This window comes from Methanosarcina spelaei (assembly GCF_002287235.1).
In the GTDB taxonomy this organism is placed as follows: domain Archaea; phylum Halobacteriota; class Methanosarcinia; order Methanosarcinales; family Methanosarcinaceae; genus Methanosarcina; species Methanosarcina spelaei.
Genome location: NZ_LMVP01000548.1, coordinates 1 through 18,513 on the forward strand (window position 1 = coordinate 1; position 18,513 = coordinate 18,513).

At 37.8% G+C, this 18,513-nt stretch carries 13 protein-coding genes; 8 read left to right on the forward strand and 5 right to left on the reverse strand.

The features are described from left to right. Positions 1-63: 63 nt before the first annotated feature. Complete coding sequence (locus ASJ81_RS21015) at positions 64-336, reverse strand: hypothetical protein (protein WP_095644098.1); 273 nt, start codon at positions 334-336, stop codon at positions 64-66. 3,050 nt (positions 337-3,386) lie between these two features. Between ASJ81_RS21015 and ASJ81_RS21020 the strand changes: the two genes are divergently transcribed. The 5 genes from ASJ81_RS21020 to ASJ81_RS21040 all read left to right on the forward strand — a co-directional run bounded on the left by ASJ81_RS21020 (position 3,387) and on the right by ASJ81_RS21040 (position 9,046). Further along, positions 3,387-4,088 (forward strand): ABC transporter ATP-binding protein, encoded by a 702-nt coding sequence (locus ASJ81_RS21020; protein WP_245860406.1) that lies wholly within the window; start codon positions 3,387-3,389, stop codon positions 4,086-4,088. 12 nt (positions 4,089-4,100) lie between these two features. Beyond that, entirely contained in the window at positions 4,101-5,342 is a 1,242-nt protein-coding gene (locus tag ASJ81_RS21025; RefSeq protein ID WP_095646070.1) for a COG1361 S-layer family protein, read from the forward strand. A gap of 41 nt (positions 5,343-5,383) precedes the next feature. Beyond that, positions 5,384-6,598 carry an ABC transporter permease gene (locus tag ASJ81_RS21030; RefSeq protein ID WP_095646071.1) on the forward strand — a complete coding sequence of 405 codons (1,215 nt, stop codon included), beginning with the start codon at positions 5,384-5,386 and terminating at the stop codon, positions 6,596-6,598. A 278-nt stretch (positions 6,599-6,876) separates the two neighbouring features. Continuing rightward, the gene (locus tag ASJ81_RS21035; RefSeq protein ID WP_095646072.1) at positions 6,877-7,740 is read left to right on the forward strand and encodes an ABC transporter ATP-binding protein; all 864 of its coding nucleotides are present in this window, start codon (positions 6,877-6,879) and stop codon (positions 7,738-7,740) included. A gap of 49 nt (positions 7,741-7,789) precedes the next feature. Further along, positions 7,790-9,046, forward strand: coding sequence for a COG1361 S-layer family protein (locus ASJ81_RS21040; RefSeq protein WP_095646073.1), 1,257 nt, complete (start codon positions 7,790-7,792; stop codon positions 9,044-9,046). Positions 9,047-9,232: 186 nt separating this feature from the next. On the opposite strand, the gene ASJ81_RS21045 is transcribed toward ASJ81_RS21040, so the two are convergent. Continuing rightward, entirely contained in the window at positions 9,233-10,573 is a 1,341-nt protein-coding gene (locus ASJ81_RS21045) for an ATP-binding protein (RefSeq protein WP_095646074.1), read from the reverse strand. A gap of 769 nt (positions 10,574-11,342) precedes the next feature. Between ASJ81_RS21045 and ASJ81_RS21050 the strand changes: the two genes are divergently transcribed. Further along, on the forward strand, positions 11,343-12,008 hold the full coding sequence (locus ASJ81_RS21050) for a flavin reductase family protein (protein WP_245860409.1): 666 nt from the start codon (positions 11,343-11,345) through the stop codon (positions 12,006-12,008). 89 nt (positions 12,009-12,097) lie between these two features. Next, positions 12,098-12,829: a flavodoxin family protein gene (locus ASJ81_RS21055; RefSeq protein ID WP_095646075.1), complete on the forward strand. Its 732-nt coding sequence runs from the start codon at positions 12,098-12,100 to the stop codon at positions 12,827-12,829. Positions 12,830-13,163: 334 nt separating this feature from the next. Here ASJ81_RS21055 and ASJ81_RS21060 read toward each other — a convergent pair whose 3' ends face one another. The 3 genes from ASJ81_RS21060 to ASJ81_RS21070 all read right to left on the reverse strand — a co-directional run bounded on the left by ASJ81_RS21060 (position 13,164) and on the right by ASJ81_RS21070 (position 16,600). After that, entirely contained in the window at positions 13,164-14,918 is a 1,755-nt protein-coding gene (locus tag ASJ81_RS21060) for an ABC transporter ATP-binding protein (RefSeq protein WP_095646076.1), read from the reverse strand. A 782-nt stretch (positions 14,919-15,700) separates the two neighbouring features. Next, positions 15,701-16,444, reverse strand: coding sequence for a geranylgeranylglyceryl/heptaprenylglyceryl phosphate synthase (locus tag ASJ81_RS21065; protein ID WP_095646077.1), 744 nt, complete (start codon positions 16,442-16,444; stop codon positions 15,701-15,703). A 6-nt stretch (positions 16,445-16,450) separates the two neighbouring features. Continuing rightward, positions 16,451-16,600 (reverse strand): 50S ribosomal protein L40e, encoded by a 150-nt coding sequence (locus ASJ81_RS21070; protein WP_048109418.1) that lies wholly within the window; start codon positions 16,598-16,600, stop codon positions 16,451-16,453. A 461-nt stretch (positions 16,601-17,061) separates the two neighbouring features. On the opposite strand from ASJ81_RS21070, the gene purB reads away from it, so the two are divergent. After that, entirely contained in the window at positions 17,062-18,408 is a 1,347-nt protein-coding gene (gene purB / locus ASJ81_RS21075) for an adenylosuccinate lyase (RefSeq protein WP_095646079.1), read from the forward strand. Positions 18,409-18,513 lie beyond the last annotated feature (105 nt).

Below are 18,513 nucleotides of genomic sequence, written 5' to 3' on the forward strand. Positions count from 1 at the left end.
AACTTTACATGTTTCAGTTCGATGAACCTCTATTTTATCCAGTTTAGATTTAGGCTCTTTATCCTATGGGAGCTTTCTATTTCTTCTCTCTTTTTCAGAAGAAATGTCTTCATTCTTTTTAGAGCCACGAATCTTAGGTTTGGCTTTTTCACCTTTTAGTAAGTTGATTTCATCTCGAAGCTTCTGGTTCTCTGCCTTGAGAAACTCAATCTCTTCGTTCTGTTGTTCAATTATAGAAAACAAAATACGAAAAGCTTTGGCATATCTTTCATCTTTAATTTCATCAGGATTGATGTCCAGTGAAGAAAGCAATTGTTTTAAAGCTTCAAGTTCCATTTTTCTACTCCAAAATATGATAAGGGAAAATGGAAAAACTATTATATTTTTTATGCGGTTGAAAGACTCTGTTCCAAAATCCAGTGATTTTCGTATTTTTTAATTGAAGACCTGAGTTAGCAAGAAGAGTCCAGTTATCATCAAAATCAATATTCGACATCTAAAGACTTCAATTTTTATGTTATGTCACAAGGATTATGACTAATTACAAAATCTAGTGATTTTGAACTTTAAATTCATCACTAGGTTTTGGTACTGAGTCGGTTGAAAAACCATTGAATTTGAAGAGGATACGAAAATAATTCTTGTTCTGGACAATTCAAAGTCACATCATGCTGATAAAACAGCAAGGGAAGCAAAAGGTTTTAAAATATTGAATTTATTTTTATTGAAAATCTTAATATTTTTAATAATTAGAGCTCTTTAATTAATTTTTAAAATATTTCCTAAATTTCAGTTCCTCTGCCTAAATTATTTCCTCATTGGATTCTCAAATACAAGAATAGAGCTGATGTAAAAATTTATTCGGCTGAATTCTTATAGCTATTTGATTAATCACTTTAGTAGTTGGAAAAAACCTTAGTAGTTGGAAAAAACCTGAATCCAGTCACTTTTGCTAAGAAAAAATGATACAGGTCACATTCATGCATGAGCATGTAATCTAAACCTGTATTGGGATATCATAGAGAACGGTAACTGACTAGTAAACACCTGGGATCTATTTCATCTGGAAAATCTTCCGAAACCGCCAAAGCCAGAACCATCGATGTACATCAGCTTAAACCTTACTATCTCTAGAAATAAGGTGATTTTTGTATAACTTAAATAAAGCATTGACATTGTAAGTACCTCCACGTATATACTTTCAAAGCTGTCTTTTTTAATTCGTTTTCCTTCAGTTAAAATTAACTTATCTTCCAGTTTAACCTGCTTCTTCCAGTTTAACCTGCTTCTTCCAGTTTAACCCGCTTCCTCCAGTTTAACCCGGTTTACGGATCACTTCGGATAGTATGCGTCTTCGCCAAACCCCCTTAGACGTCCATTTTATATCATACTCCCAAACTATACTCCCAGGAATTTACTTTTGGAACTATAGGTAAGTATAAACAATCTTGAAGATTTCCAGCTAAAAGATTCGCGAATTTGAAGAGTTATATGTTGGAAATTTAGATTATTTATATTTATCTTTATATATTATTTTTCATATATTATTATTAAAAACTATTTTTTCCAACAATAAACTACTAAGGAGCATCAATACCAGAGTAGACACTAAATTTATATATAATGTAAAGAACGAAAACTCCTTACAAATAATAGTCTCTTAGTTTTTGGACACAGAATCTTTTGCTGCAACATTTACACAGAATTACCAAGCACATCGTTTTTTTGGTTTCCGTTTAAATTTCTCAGAGATAAATGCCGTCTGAGAGAAGCAATAGTGTTCAAAAAATATTAATCTCTCCTGATTTTGAACTTTTTAAAAACAACTTAAAGTTTTGTACCGTTTCTTATCTCATATTTTCAAAACTTATATTTGAAACTGTAGAAGCTTTCAAAAACTTGAATATTAAGAAAATAAAAAAGAAGTAATAAAGTGGTAGTATTATGTTTCTTTTGCGAAGACGAAGTTGCCTGAAAAACAGGCAACTTTATGTTATTTTTATTTCTTAATCAACGCTTTTGCTTAATCGCTGTAGAAAAATTTGAAGACTTCAGCTGCATAGGCTTTTGTGATCTGTGAATAGTAAATACTGTATATCATATATCTGTCTCTCCAATATCTACTGAGTTTGTTCGCCTACCGTTATACCTCCGGCTTTCTGCAATCAAGAAATAATAGACCATATGGTCATTCTCCGATTGCAGAAACTGTTTAATTTACAGCCTGATTAACATCAGTCTTGGTAAAAGAATTTGAATACTTCAGCCACATATGCATAGCTGACGTTTGAATAGAAAATAGCATATATCATAATATCACTCCCTTATTTTTATATATATCATCTGTTATCATCTGTTATACCCATCTTCTGCAATCTGAACACACAATACATTTGTCATTCTCTGCAGAGACCTTTTCCACTTCTGTTTTAGAAATTCATTTAAGAGAACTGGAAAAAGAAGCAAATTTCGTTTGCAAATTGAAATAATTGGCCAAGGTCGAATCCAAAGATAATTTCTGGTAATGCCATGCTTATTCCCTCTATATTTTGTATTTTCTAAATCGATACCTGCATACTGTAGATAACAATTTTATTTGCAACCTCTGTTCAGTTTTGACATAATTTTCGTTTACCAAGCCTCCAAATCGTACGGCTACTGTCAGCCACTTAATAAGATTCATGTGGTAAATTTCCTCTTATTTCAGGATATACCGTTAGAAATTTTAGCTAACAGTGACTGTATATAGCTATATATACTAAATTATATAAGCTCAATAGAAAATCATCTCCTTATGAATAATACTCCTTAAATGTTTAGAGTAAGGATTTAATATACATATATATGTTTTTTAAACACACAATATGTTCAAAAGTTTTAGTTCTATTTAAACTTAGATCTAAATATTATATTGTTGACCCAGGTTTAAAGATGAAATACTTTAAAATGTATGGTATGGTCGTCTTAGTTCTACTATCATCTTTTAAGAAAAATATGTGATATAAAAGCAGTATAAATTTATTAGAAAAAATCCCTGGATGAGATTATAAATTTCTTGTGAAAAGCCTCTTCTGTCATGAAATAACTACAGATTTCTATTCTCACGGCCTCTATTTTATTTGATTCCGTTTACAGTAATTTTTGATAAAGAAAAGCGTTTTGTACGTAATAAATTATCCAAGAAATCCAGCACAGTATGTAGACTATCAATTTTGAAAATTTAGTTTTGAATCCCTGCTTTCAGAGCTAGAAGTCGGTAATTTAATGCCTACAAATTGACTCTTTGGGGGAAAATTAAGAAAGCATAAGTTAAAATGGACTTCCTTACATAATAAGTAAAAACGTTGAGATTATTCAATGTAATTTTTCATCACATTTCAGTAACTTTGGGAAAGGGGGATGTAAATATTATCAAAAATAGTTTACCTGAAGGTGGATTCCCTATTGTCGAGATTTCCAACGAAAGTCTGGAAATTCCCGTGCTCTCAGACGTCGATATCAAAATTGAGAAAGTAGAACTTGTGGATATAATGGGCCCATCAGGCTCAGGGAAAAGTGTTCTTGTGAACCTTATAGATTGCCTTGACAGGCCTACTGAAGAGCAAGTTCTTGTAAAGGATCGTGACCTCAATAGATTGTCAGATCAAGAGCTTGCCCACCTTACTAAGCTTGAAATTAGTTTTGGTTCGCAGATTTTTAATCTTGCTCCACACCTGACTGACCTTGAGAATGTTTTGCTCCCAACCTTTGCAAATTTGAAAATCAATATTGATCAAGAGGGTCATGCAAGAGAACCTCTTGAGGTAGCGGGACCTCATAACCGTATTCATCATAGACTAGGAGAACTTTCAAGAGGTAAGTCCAAGAGGATTTCAATTGCATGTGTACTTATTAATGATCCTGTAATCCTTCTTGTGGATGAGCCGACTGGAAACCTTAACGCCAGAACAGGAGCCGAAATCCTTCGTATGTGTATGGATTTGAATAACGAAGAGAGAACATTAGTAGTCATTACACACTACCCTGAAGTTACAAAATATATTAACCGTGTTGTCCTGATAAAAGATGGAATAACTAAATGCAACTGAAGGTGCAAGTATATGGAAATGATTAAGAAGATTACTGTAGCAACTATTTTTTCCTTGCTTTTGATTTCCTTGCTCTTTGCAGCTCCTGCCTCTGCAGCTGTTGGGGGGGAAAACCTGAAAGTCACAATAGTCGAAACAAATCCCTATCCTGCGAAAATAGGAGAATATTTAACTTTGACCGTTCAGGTAGAAAATATCGGAGGAAATAAAGCTGACAATGTTGATATCGAAATTGTGCCTCAATATCCTTTCTCTCTTGATTCCGAGGCAAATGCCATAAAAAATATAGGAGTTCTTAATCCTGGCAGAACTGCTACAAAGGAATTTTACCTTTTTGTAGACAAAAATGCGCAGAAAGGAGTACGTTCCATTGACATCAGAACAAAAACAGGTAAAAATAGCCCCTGGAGTGAGAAAAGCTTTGACATAAGAATAGGCACTGAAACATTTAACAGCAAGGGTACAGTTGAACTTAAAGAATTTGTTTCGGACCCCGAGTTTTTCATGCCCGGAGACAGGGGTACTGTCACTGTAACTCTTAAGAACACCGCAAGTAATCCTACTGTCACTATTGGTGGGAGTGACTTTGATACCAATGCCAGAATTCAGGCTGCAGTTTTAAGACCTTTATCTGAAGGGATAATTGTTCTTGATGCCCCTTACGGAGATATGGGCCTTTTGGGACCCGGAGATAGCATCAAGTTGACTTTCAATGTTAAAGTTGCAGAAGACGCTCCAGAAGGAACTCATAACTTTGAACTTGCAATAGAAGGGAATTCCTTCGATTATAACAGCAGAAAGAACATTCCTCTAAAGGTCGATTCTTCAAACATAAGAGTAATTCCTTCAAAAGAACTTAAACTGACAAATGGTGAATCTACAATCGAGTTCGACGTAGCTAACACTCATCCGAATGAGTTCAGTTCGGTAAGTATAAAACCTGAAGCTGAAGGTATCACGTTTTACCCTGTAGAATATTTCATAGGACCAATGAACCCGGACGAGCTTTTTACGATTGAATTTAATGCTGTAGCAAACGATTCATGGAGTGCCAGTAAGGAAGGAGAGATAAACATGAGTCTCACTGCAAACTACAATAATGGAATCAATCGACATGTAAATACTGTAGGAGACCTGAGATTTGCAAACACTTCAGAAATTGCAGAGTCTAATTCAAAAACCATATTGACCGGTGGACTTATTATAATCTCTATTCCTGCCGCTTTCATTTTCTACCGAAGAAGGAAACAATAATTAAAGAAGGGGTAGCTGACATCATATTTGTGGGGGAAAATATGATAAAATTTGCACAGGCAGCTCGTATAGCATCTGGGAGTATAGGAAGTGCTAAGCTAAGGTCTGGACTTACAACATTGGGGATAGTAATTGGCATAGCTGCAGTAGTTGTTAACGCATCTCTTGGTGCCAGTTTTAACCAGTTTTTTACTGATGAGATATCTTCTGTAGGCTCTAACTTTATTATCGCAGCTAGTGAGCAGCCAAATCTCTTCTTTGATAACGAGTACAATATAATGAAGAATACACCGGGAATTTCCGGCGTATCTCCAAGAAAATCGATGAGTGGGGATCTCACGTATCTTTCTGAAACTAAAAATGTGAATATTGCAGGAGTTAACAAAGATTTTCAAGAAATCCAGGGACTGCAAATGGAAGAGGGTACTTTCCTGACAGATAAAGATAGCGCTGCGGCTATTCTTGGATACGATATTGCAAATGACAAGTTCAGTAAGAATATTTCCCACAGGAGCACTGTAGAGATCGCTTTTCGACAGGAGAACGGTACGGTTGTAAAGAAGAGTTTTAAGGTAAAAGGAATATTGAAAAATTCCAAGCCAACTGTTGTGAGTGAGGACAGTGACTATGATTTGACAGTCTTCATTCCCGTTTCTACTATGAATGAGATGATCGGGGAAAAAGACTATGGAGCTTTCCTTGCAACGGCAGAAAGTCCTGCAAAAGTTCGTGACATTTCAGATGAAGTCGATAGCAGATTAGCCAGGAACTTCGGAGTGCCGGAAAGAGATATTGATGAAGAGGATTTGAAACCCTATTACGTCTTTAATCAGGAGGAAGTTCTTGAGCAGACTGGAAAAATAGGGGATGCTTTGAGTTCTTTCCTGCTTGTTCTTGCCTTAATATCTCTCTTTGTGGGCTCCATAGGAATTATGAATATTATGCTTGTGACCGTAACCGAAAGAACTAGAGAAATAGGGATAATGAAATCTGTAGGCTACAGCAATTCCAATATTTTATCTCTTTTCTTGCTAGAATCTATAATGGTCAGTTCCTTTGGAGGAATTGTAGGCACTATAATCGGTAGCCTGGGAGCTTATGCTCTTGAAATTACTCTTAAACTTCCTCCTGTATTTCCCTTAACATTGATCGAAATAGGGATTGCAGTTTCGGTTCTTGTTGGAATAACTGCTGGTTTATATCCTGCAAGAAAAGCTGCACGCATGAATCCTGTGGATGCTTTAAGATATGAATGAAAATCTGTCCGGTGAATAGGGCTTACTCTATTTGGAGAATAGCCCTTTTCTATTTCAATCCATTCTTCTTAATCAGCTCAACCAGGTATTAATTGGCTAAAAATAACTTCAAAATAACTTCTTAAAGAGTATTTCCATGAACCCACTTAACGAATTTAGCTCACCGAGAAATCACTTTAAGGTTAATGTTTAAAGCATATAAATCATATTAGACTATATTATATAGAATTAACAATTTTAATAAACGTATTTCTTAATTTAAAGACAAAGGAGTAGATATGAAAATGAAGGCTTCGATTAAAGACGTTTCTGCTCCCGAAGATTTAATCTTGGAGACAGAAATAGATAATCCTACACTTGAAGTAGAACTGCCCTCTAGAGAAGGTCTCGTTAATTCAAACGAAGAATCATTTAAATGTAAACTGGGCCGTTCGAAATGTCTGCAGAGTGACGAACATAGAACAACAACTCCCGTTATTGAAGTTATTGATGTCAAAAAGAGCTATACTCTTGGAGATATGGAGGTTCCAATTCTTCATGATGTAAACCTTGAAGTGAGAGAGGGAGAGTTCCTTGCCATAATGGGACCCTCTGGTTCAGGGAAGAGCACACTTATGAATCTTGTAGGTTTTCTTGATAGGCCTACGGAAGGAACAATCATAATCAAAGGTCTGGATATCAATAAACTATCTGATAAGGAAGTTGCCAGGCTCAGAGGGTTAGAAATCGGTTTTGTTTTTCAGACATTCAACCTGATCCCCAGACTCACAGCTCTTGAAAATGTTGAGCTTCCAACCTATGCTAACACAAGGAGTGGAGTCAATACTCATGAAAGAGCAAAGGAGTTACTTAAACTTGTAGGTCTCGAGGATCGAATGTATCATAAGCCGGGTGAGCTTTCAGGTGGTCAATCCCAGAGAGTTGCTATTGCCAGAGCTCTTATCAATGACCCTGCGATCCTCCTTGCAGATGAGCCCACTGGAAATCTTGACTCGAAGACAGGCTGTGAAATTCTAAATATGTTTAGAAAACTTAACGGAGACGGAAGAACCATTATAATGATTACTCACGATCCGGAAATTGCAGGATACGCAGACAGGATAGTGCTCGTAAAAGATGGAATTATTCAGAATGCGGAATAATCCCTGGTGTTTACTTTAAAACTCAAGCTAATCTGGGTGTGGAATTAGAATGACAATTATCAAAAATTCATTTGTTCCTCTAGTATTATCTTTGCTTTTGATTTCCTTGCTCTTTTCAGTTCCTGCCTCTGCAGCTGTTGGAGGGGCAAATCTGAAAGTCACAATAGTTGAAACAAATCCCTATCCTGCGAAAATAGGAGAATATCTGAATCTGACTGTCCAGGTAGAAAACATTGGGGGAGATAAAGCCGACAATGTTGACATCGAAGTTGTGCCTCAATATCCTTTCTCTCTTGATTCCGAAGCAAATGCCGTGAAAAATGTAGGAGCCCTCAATCCTGGCAGAACTGCTACAAAGGAATTTTACCTTTTTGTAGACAAAAATGCGCAGAAAGGAGTACGTTCCATTGACATCAGAACAAAAACAGGCAAAGATAGTCCCTGGAGTGAGAAAAGCTTTGACATAAGAATAGGCACTGAAACATTTGACAGCAAGGGTACAGTTGAACTTAAGGAAGTTACTTCGGACCCCGAAGTTTTCATGCCCGGAGATAGGGGTACTATCACTGTGACTCTTACGAACACTGCAAGTAGTCCTACTGTCACTATTGGTGGGAGTGACTTTGATACCAATGCCAGAATTCAGGCTGCAGTTTTAAGACCTTTATCTGAAGGGATAGTCGTTCTTGATGCTCCTTACGGAGATATGGGTCTTCTGGGACCCGGAGATAGCATCAAGTTGACTTTCAATGTTAAAGTTGCAGAAGACGCTCCAGAAGGAACTCATAACCTTGAACTTGCAATAGAGGGGAATTCCTTCGATTACAATAGCAGAAAGAATATTCCTCTAAAGGTCGATTCTTCAAACATAAGAGTAATTCCTTCAAAAGAATTTAAACTGACAAATAGTGAATCTACAATTGAATTCGATGTAGCCAATACACATCCGAACGAGCTTAGCTCGGTAAGTATAAAACCTGAAGCTAAAGGCGTCACATTTTATCCTGTTGAGTATTTCATAGGACCAATGAACCCGGACGAGCTTTTTACGATTGAATTTAATACAGTAACAGATAATTTATCAGATGACGGAAGAAATTTCTCCGAGCCTATAAATCTAACACTTTCGGCAAGTTACAGCAACGGAATAAACAAGCACGAGAACATAGTAAGCAATATATATATTCAGTCCATTGAGGAAACTCAGGGAGAAAGTTCAAGCATGATTGTCCCAGGTTTACTACTTATTGTCATCGCTATTGCTGGTATGTTAGTTTACAGAAAGAAGAAACAGAGCAGAAAATGAAAATCCATGAGAACAAAAACTTCTGGAAAATTGAGTTTTAAATGTTTTGGGAAAATTTTTGAAGATAGTGCCATCAGCAGATCTCCTGAAACATGCGGAGCAGTTTCAGGCTGCATTCGGCTTTTTCAGTTCTACTCTGAGAAAGCGTAAAAACGATTATTGGTTTTGGCTTTAACCAATATCCTTTCAAATTATTTCTTTGCTATTTATCGGAAGAGTAAAGATAAACGTACTGCCTTTTTCTCCCTTTGATTCCACCCAGATTTTTCCTCCGTGAAGATTTACGAAGTTTTTAGCAATATAAAGTCCAAGTCCAGTTCCACCGTATCCTCTGGTTGTGGAAAGATCTGCCTGAATAAAAGGCATAAGCATCCTTTCATGATCTTCTTTTGACAAACCTATCCCACTATCCGAAACTTTAATCTCGAGCATCCCTTTTTTTTTGAGGGCACTTACAGTAACCTTTTTATTTTCAGGAGTGAGTTTTATAGCATTACTTATTAGACTGTACAGTATCTGTCTCAGCTTTGTCCTGTCAGCCCGGATATTCTCAGAAACATCGACCCTTATTTCTACACTGACCTTCTTACTTGAGGCAAATGAGAGAAGACTCATTTTTACCTCTCCTAGAAGGCTGGCAACATCTACGTCTTCATAGTTAAGGCTTTTTTCCCCGGCTTCGAGCCTTGATATATCAAGTAGATCATTAATAATTTCCAGAAGGTTTTTCCCACTTATAAGAATATTACTTACATACTTTGACTGTCTCGTGTTCAGAGACCCGAAAGCTCCTTCCAGCAGCAGATCGGAGAAACCTATTACCGAGTTAAGGGGAGTCCGAAGCTCATGGTTCATGTTAACTATCAGCCCATTTTTAGTCCAGTTTGAGGCTTCTATATCTTTTTCCGCTTTGAGAAAATTAGTAGTCAGTTCTATTTTTTCTTCCGGACTTCTCAAACTCTCCAATTTTCCTTTTCTTTTGGCAAAAACGTTGCTTTCCTCCATTAACTCGAGCAGGACTCTACCTGAAAGCTCTTCAAGAGGAATGGTATAGAGAAGTGTTATGTTTTTATTTTTTTCCAAAGCCATTGTTTCAATGACCTTTCCACACGTCTCAAGACAAAGCTGAAGAGAATTACCAGTATTTTTAATCTCAAAATTTGTTCTAAACCCTGAAAACCCTCCAGAAAGGGTTTTTCTATATCCATCTTCTGCTAGTTCTTTTACTACTGACGCAAGAAGAGTAGGATCTTCCGGAAGCGGATTAACAGGAAGGAATTCTAACTGAGATGAAGTGAGATAATGCTCGACATCCACTCCTGCTTTTACAAATTCATTTTTTGCCCTTTCAGTGGCCAGTTTATCCGGGGAAAACCATAAGCAATATTCTCCCCCTTCAAGTCCTTCCTTAAAATAGGTAACAAATAGTTCTATCAATCCTTCGGCGTCCTCATATACGGCAGAGATCTGGCGACTCTGCGGAGCTTTTAAAGAAGAGCCGGAGTCTTCAACAATATTTTTCCTCAAAGTATTTCCCCTCCATATCAGATTGCGTTTCAATGTGTTATGTAACTGAGCTTGAGCAGGGTATGAGATAGAGTATAAAGAGGCAAATTTTAATGTTTAGCAATGTCAGGCTTTTAATGTTCAGCAATGTCAGGCAATTTAAGTGCTTTAAATCATTTGAAGAGCTCAAAGCAATACAACCATCTTTCTAAGTTTATAACACTTATACATACTCTTCATTTTTTATATGTATATTGCTAGCATATATAAGAAATATCCGCGTTTATACTATTTGTTTAAAAGTAATTTGTCATGTATTTGAGAATTAATATTTACTGAAGTTTTGGAAACCTTACAAAAAGGAATCATATAAAACGAAACCATATAAAACGAAACTTTACAAAATAAAATCATATAAAACGAAACCATATAGAATCTAAAAACTGAACCTTACGAAATACATTTTAACTTAAACTGTTAGCAAACATATTCTATATATTTCGTACTGTATTTGAAGATTGAAATTTGGTTTACGTGAAATTTCATATAAAGTTGCGGCATTAAGGATGAAGACTTCTCTACCATAATTCTCGCATTTAAACTTATATAGAGAATTTTTTCTCTAAATAATTATGTCCTAATTTATATATTGTAAAAAGTCGGAATACTAATTATATATCTTGAGAATAACTGAAAATAGTATTGTCAATATAATTTTTCCGGCAGAATTCGATATTATTATTTAAGCCGGTACTAAGATAGATCTGCGTAGCTTTAAGGAGGACTAAATATGGAAACAGGAGAGAAAAAGGCCATTGGAGCCAGAAATTTTCTTTACCCTATGCCCACTACCCTCGTCGGGGCTCGTGTAAACGGAAAGCCGAATTACCTTACAGTAGCTTTTTGTGGAGTCATACAGGCAAGTCCTCCAATGATTGCGGTGACTCTTGGGAAAATGCATTATACAAATGAAGGAATAAGGGAAAACCAGTGTTTTAGTGTAAACATTCCCTCCAGGGATATGGTAGAGGTTACGGATTACTGCGGCATAGTTTCCGGAAAAAGGATAGATAAATCAGAAATTTTCGAAACCTTTTATGGAAAACTTGAAAGAGCCCCAATGATTCGGGAATGTCCTGTGAATCTTGAATGCAGGCTTGTAGACATCCTGGATCTAGGAGGTCAAAGTGAGGTTTTCATAGGGGAGATTGTTGAAAGTTATGCAGAGGAAAAGTATCTCTGCAATGAACTTCCTGATATCGAGAAGATCAAGCCTATAGTTTTTTCCATGTATGATAATAATTACTGGGTAATAGGTGAGCATCTGGGCAAGGCCTGGTCCATCGGAAAAAATTTTGCTGAAGACGGTAACGAAAAAAAAGCCGAAAATACTAAGCAAAAGAAAAATAAATCTCGTTGTAGATGTGACTGGAAGCAAATAAGTAAAAACGCATAACTGTATAATTAGCCATTTATTAGAAAAGCTGTTGGGGATATTCTCTTCAACTCACAGGTTCATTATTCAATGGGAATGGGGGATTACACATGAAAATAACAGTATTCAGCGGAAGCCATAAGGGCAGAGAAGGAAACACTCTAATTATGGTAGATGAATTCCTGAAAGGAGCAGAAGAAGCCGGAGCAGAAACCGAAAATATTTTCTTGATTGAGAAAAAAATTGGATATTGCAAGGGAAAATTCGAGTGCTGGCTTAAGACTCCTGGAAGCTGCACAATCAGGGACGATATGGATGATCTGCTTCCCAAATTTGTGGCTTCAGATATTGCGGTATTCGCATGTCCCGTATATTTCGATAATATTCCGGCTGTTATGAAAAATTTTACAGATAGACTTGCTCCTGTACTTTTGCCTCATTTTGAAGAAGACGAAATGGGAGAGTACAGGCACGCAAAACGCTATGAAAAGCTTCCAAAAATCGCCGTGATATCAAATGCCGGGCTGCCCGGTCAGACAAACTTTGAGGTTGAAAGTCTTTTTTTCAAACGGCTTGCAAGAACTTTTCACACTGAACTCGTTGCTGAGATTTACAGAGGAGAAGGAGAAATCTTCAGAGGTAAAAATAATATCATGCTAAAACCGCTCTTGGGAAAGTATAAAAAAACCCTCAGATGCGCAGGAAGAGAACTTGTAGAGAATCAGACACTCTCAGAAAAAACCACTCGAGAACTCGAAAAATCAATTGTGCCTGCAAGTCTATACATAAAATTTGGGAATGAAGAATGGGATCGGCTGTGTGAGGAGAACAAGGTTGACTGAACAAAGATGCAAAACATAAAGAAACTGCAAACGTATGGATAGTCAAAACATATATAAAAACAACCCTTTTTCAAAAAGCTTGAACAAAAATCACTACAAAATCTAAAACATCATGAAGGCGTGACCACAAGCCTTTTAAAAAAAGGCTTGAGCGAAAACCACTGCCAGATCGAAAACTTCACGAAGGCGTGATCACAAGCCTTTTAAAAAAAGGCTTGAGCGAAAACCCTAGCGCCTTTTAAATTTGAGAACCTTATCCCCAAACCCTATCGGCGTGATCAAACGGCGCAACGGTTGCGGCCCAACGGTTGCTACAAAAACATTATACGGTTTCTTAATTAGTCCCTAAACCTCCTTCCACAAGGTCATCCAGACTGTGTTCCATGTAAGGGGCATTGCTCCTGTTGATCAGTTCCTCACAAACTTCTGCTGGCTTTCCATTCATTGCAAGGATCCCTTTATCAATCAATATAGTCCTGTGAGCAACCTCTCGAACAAAATCCATATGGTGACTCACAAGCACAATAGTCGTGCCAAAGCGTTCGTTGATTCTTTTTAAAGAGTTTGTAACATCCCTGAGAGTTACAGGGTCAAGGTCTCCGAAAGGCTCATCAAGCATAAGATACTCGGGAGAAGTTGCAAGGCTCAAAGCAATGAAAGCCCTGACATGCTCACCTCCACTGATCTGGTAAGGAGTTTTGTCAAGAATTTCCATTGGCAGGTCAAGGGCTTCAAATACTGGTCTTGCATAGGCATCGACATCAGTTACTGGAATCCTCGGAAAGAGTTCGGAATATATTGTGTCTTTAAGGCTTAATTCCCGCAGTGCGATTTCTTTATCTTCTTCTGGCATGTCAGGAAGGCGGTATATAGTATCAAGGGTCTCATCCGACATCCCCATTTCTCTAGCTTTATTCCTTGCGTATTCAATTGCACCTTGCTTTTTCATGCTTAGCCTAAATCGAATCTGTTCCCTTACCGTGGAGTTCACAGACATAGAGAATTCCTGATTCATAATACTCATAATTCTCCGGAGTTCCATGCGTTTTTTGCTATATTCGGTGACATCTACCCAGTCTCCGTTGCAGAGATACTCAACGGTTCCGCTCTTTGGTCTCACAAGTCCTTCTATGAGTTTCATAAGGGTTGTTTTTCCAGCTCCAGAGGGTCCGATAAAAGCCAGAATTTCTCCTTTATAAATATCGAGGGAAAAATCTTTGATATTCAGGACTTCTCCCATCCTGATGATAGAATAGCGTTTTGAGATGTCCTTAATTTTTATGCAGACCTCATTTTTTTCAGGTTCCGCAAGCTCTTCCTTTGGCTTCATATCCTTGAGGAAATTTTTAAGTACCAGGGAAGGTTCTCCAGCAGCTGCAATTTTCCCATTTTCAAGAAAGATCAACCTATCTACAAGATAAGCGTGAATCTCAGGAAGGTGAGAAACTACTATAATTGGGATATTCAACTTCTTTTTCAGGCTCTTTATTACATCAAGAACTTCCTGTTTTGTATCCGGCCCGGTCATTGTAACAGGTTCATCGAGGAGAAGAACCCTTGGCTTTGCAGCAAGCTGCCTTGCCATTACAACTCTCTGTTTTTCTCCCCCGCTCAGAAGATTAGTAGAATGAAGCGCCTTATCCTCCAGGCCCACGAGTTTTAGATACTCCATTGCTTCTTTAAATAGCTCATCGTAGTCGTTATCTACACTATGCGGAAGATGTTCATTCTGCGGAAGAGCTTCATGCCCTACTCGAAGGTAGTTCAGCTTTCTTATAATGTTTTCAATCGTTGGTCCATTCCAGAGCCCGAAGTTTCGCTGTAGGTGTATTGCGCTAACGCTCTTCAGAAATTTTTCTCCTTCAATCCCTGAAGCAGGCGTTATAATTTCTCCATCTACCTCCACCGTTCCCTCCTGAAAGGGCTCAATTCCCCTAATGATGCGCAACAACGTCGATTTTCCACTTCCACTTCGACCTGTTATTCCGAGAATTTCTCCATCCTCCACCGTAAAGTCGATATGGTCCAGCACTCTTATATTTTCGGAACGTACTTCATAATCTTTAACCAGGTTGGAAACTCTGAGCATAATCATACCTTTTAGTGTTAATCGTAAGTTAATGCCTGACCCGAAATCTATTCTGCAATTCTGCCAATTATGAGTGACAATTTATTATTTTTTCGCTGCAGTATTCGGATGCTTTGCGCCAGTATAATTTATACTAAAATAGGAGTCAGATATTACCTTATAACTATTTATTACAATCGGCTGCTGTAATATAACCTAGACTGTATCAAAAATTAAATTACATACTCAAAAATTCATAAGGGGTGTTATAAATCAATATAGAGCCAAAAGAAGAGTTTCGGAGTATGAAAAAATTACTCATTACTTAATTTCATTGATTTTGATCTAAAAAAGCCTGATTAAGCAAATACGCAAATTTCATTTCGTTTAAATGTTATAGAACGTCTGCACTCCGAAAAAAGTATTCTGAAAAAATTAATAATTTAGAGGAATCGTAGAGTTAAGTAAGAATTAAGTAAGAATTAAATAAGAATTCATTGGTCATCGGTTAAGGAAAAATCGTTATCAATTGCATTGATTTTCATAAAATTTATTAAATTATTCATCAAATGCAAAACTGGAATCTGATATCGATTTCAATTTAAACACTAAACATTTGGGTTTGAGTTTTTCCGTCGAAATCGAGATCAGCAGCTCAAAATCCTTAACCGAATACAAATGAATAAGAATTAAATAAGAATTAAATAAGAATTAAATAAGAATTAAGTAAGAATTAAATAAGTCTTAAGTAAGTTCTTTCATACTTAAAAGCAGGTAGCACGTCCCAAATCTTTGCTTAGGGTTCATCTTTTTATAGCTGATACAATCTCAGCTACTTTTGCAGTAACGTCCATTACTTCTTCAAGAACGGTGCCGGTAACTATCATATCCGCACCTGCCGATGCACAGAGCTTTGCAGCCTCAGCATCTCTAATCCCACCGCCAACAATGAGTTTGTTTTCCCCTAGAACTTGCTTGACAGCTCCTATCATCTCAGGGTTGATGGGTTTGTCAGCTCCTGACCCGGCTTCAAGGTAAGTATAATGCATACCCAGGTATTTGCCTGCAAGGGCATACACTGCAGCAATTTCAGGTTTAGTTCTGGGAATCAGTTTAGCGTCCCCTACCCAGCCTACAGTCCCTCCAGGTTCGACTATAAGGTATGCCATGGAGATAGGTTCTATCTGGCTTCTATATACAAGCGGGGCCCCCAGCACCTGGTTTGTGATCACATATCCTATATCCCTTGAGTTCAGAAGGCTCATGAAAAATACGGCATCTGCATATCTGCTAAGCCCGGCTGAACTTCCAGGAAAAAGGATGGTTGGGACATTTACCTTTTCTTTTATTTTTATGACGGTCTCATCAAGCAGGGTGCCCGACGCTCCGGTTGAGCCCCCTATCATGATGGCATCAGTGCCTCCCTCAACTGCTGCAAGGGCAATTTCAGCGGCTCGTTCAGGCGTTTGGGAAGCGGGATCGATAAGGGTAAGATGAACTTTTCCTTCCTGATCAATGATTTTCTGAAGGTGTGCTTCCACCTGCAAAAAAGATCATGCTCCCTTGGATTCCTTGGATTTTACCCGAAGAGCACTGTAACCGCATTTTCTGCAGCGGGTTGCTCTTATTGCGTTTCTGGCATTACATCGCATGCAAATTTTCTTGTTTAACAATCTTTCTTCTGCTTCTGGAAAACGAGCCATTTTTGTCACCTGCTATTATTTTTCAATATTGATAAGGTATATAGCCCGCTTAATGGATGTTAAGAGATATAACGTTTTTCATTAAAAAAGTCCGTCTTTTATTGAGTTTGCAAACTTATCTTCTTTAATTCTTAGAATAATCCTCGCTTTTCAAATCCTGTCAACTCAAAGCTTATTTATTGCTTACGTTGTTTATTCTCTGCCCTGTGTGCTTAAACCAGGTTGAGCCTTAACTAGTTGACATTGGACTGTGTCAAAGTTAACATTGAAATTATATAACGATGATAATCATTTACCGATAAAATCATTATTTTAAGCTAAATTATTATTTAAAACTAAAATTATTATTTAAAACTAAAATAGTTATTTAAAGCTAAAACCTTCAGGTTCAAGTATAATTCCATGGCTAATTTAACTCTTTAGAGTTTATTAAATTCCCTGTCTTATAAATGGTGATTTATGTGTTGATTCATCCTATAGACTACCGGTATGGTACAGCAGAAATGAAATATGTGTGGAGCCAGGAAAACAGACTTGCCAAGCTCCTTCAGGTCGAGGCAGCCCTTGCCCGTGCAGAAGCGGATATGGGTTTAATCCCCGCAGATTCGGCTGAGATTATATCTGAAAGTATCTCTTCCGTAAAATCTGAGAGAGTTGACGAAATTGAATCTGAGATCCATCATGATATGATGGCTGTAGTCACTGCAATTTCTGAACAGTGCAGAGATAACGCTGGAAAATGGGTACATTTCGGAGCCACTTCAAACGACATTCTAGATACGGCAACAGCTCTCCAGATTAAGGATGCAATCGACATTCTGGAAGATAAACTTAAAACTCTTCTCGGGGTTCTTGTTGACAAGGCCGAAGCACACAAGCATACGGTCTGCTGTGGGAGAACTCACGGGCAGATAGGAGTTCCGACAACATATGGACTGCGTTTTGCCATATGGGCCTCAGAAATTTCAAGGCACCTGGACCGTCTCCATCAACTCACTCCAAGAGCAACTGTAGGGCAGATGACAGGCGCAGTTGGTACCCAGGCTGCTTTTGGAAAAGCCGGGATTCTTATCCAGAAACTTACAATGCAGTACCTTGGAATCGGTGCTGTAGATGTTTCCAGCCAGATCATTCAGAGGGATAGGCACGCCGAATTCGTAATGTGGATGGCAAACACGGTTACGACTCTGGATAAGATCGGTATAGAAATCAGGACTCTCCAGCGCAGTGAAATTGCCGAGATTGAGGAAAGTTTTGGAAAAAAGCAGGTAGGCTCATCTACTATGCCCCATAAACGCAATCCTATAAAATCCGAGCAGATATGCGGGCTTGCAAGGATTGTAAGGGCCATGGTAGAACCCGAACTCCTTAACAATACCCTGTGGGATGAAAGGGATTTGACTAACTCCTCCTCAGAGAGAATAGTTTTCCCTGAAGCCTGCGTGCTTACGGATCATATTCTTAAGCTTGGGATAAACGTAATTGAAAACCTGAGATTTTATCCTGAGAACATTCGGAGGAATCTGGAACTGCTAAGAGGCCTCAATATGGGAGAGGCTGTAATGATTGAGCTTGCAAAAAGAGGAGTAGGCAGGCAGGAAGCCCATGAACTCGTAAGGACTGCAGCAATGAAAGCCCACGATGCTGGACAGCACTTCAAAATTGTACTTCTGGAAACTCCTGATATTGCAAGATATTTAACTGCTACAGATATCGAGAATCTCGTAAATCCAGATAAGTATATAGGAACTGCAGTGGAACAGGTTGAATTACTTGTCGTAAAACTTCGTGAGGCTTATTTCCTCTAACTTACTCCCTCTAACCTTTTTTAATTTTTACTTATTTGGAGCCCACTTTTCGCAGGTGCGACAAGAAGCTATACTATGAATCGCGCCATTACGCTACCTCTTCCA

Coding starts and splice junctions, on each gene's coding strand:
- ASJ81_RS21035 (WP_095646072.1), top strand. CDS start 6,877: ATGAAAATGAAGGCTTCGATTAAAGACGTTTCTGCTCCCGAAGATTTA.
- ASJ81_RS21055 (WP_095646075.1), top strand. CDS start 12,098: ATGAAAATAACAGTATTCAGCGGAAGCCATAAGGGCAGAGAAGGAAAC.
- ASJ81_RS21040 (WP_095646073.1), top strand. CDS start 7,790: ATGACAATTATCAAAAATTCATTTGTTCCTCTAGTATTATCTTTGCTT.
- ASJ81_RS21015 (WP_095644098.1), bottom strand. CDS start 336: ATGGAACTTGAAGCTTTAAAACAATTGCTTTCTTCACTGGACATCAAT.
- ASJ81_RS21060 (WP_095646076.1), bottom strand. CDS start 14,918: ATGCTCAGAGTTTCCAACCTGGTTAAAGATTATGAAGTACGTTCCGAA.
- ASJ81_RS21030 (WP_095646071.1), top strand. CDS start 5,384: ATGATAAAATTTGCACAGGCAGCTCGTATAGCATCTGGGAGTATAGGA.
- ASJ81_RS21025 (WP_095646070.1), top strand. CDS start 4,101: ATGGAAATGATTAAGAAGATTACTGTAGCAACTATTTTTTCCTTGCTT.
- ASJ81_RS21050 (WP_245860409.1), top strand. CDS start 11,343: ATGGAAACAGGAGAGAAAAAGGCCATTGGAGCCAGAAATTTTCTTTAC.
- ASJ81_RS21070 (WP_048109418.1), bottom strand. CDS start 16,600: ATGGCTCGTTTTCCAGAAGCAGAAGAAAGATTGTTAAACAAGAAAATT.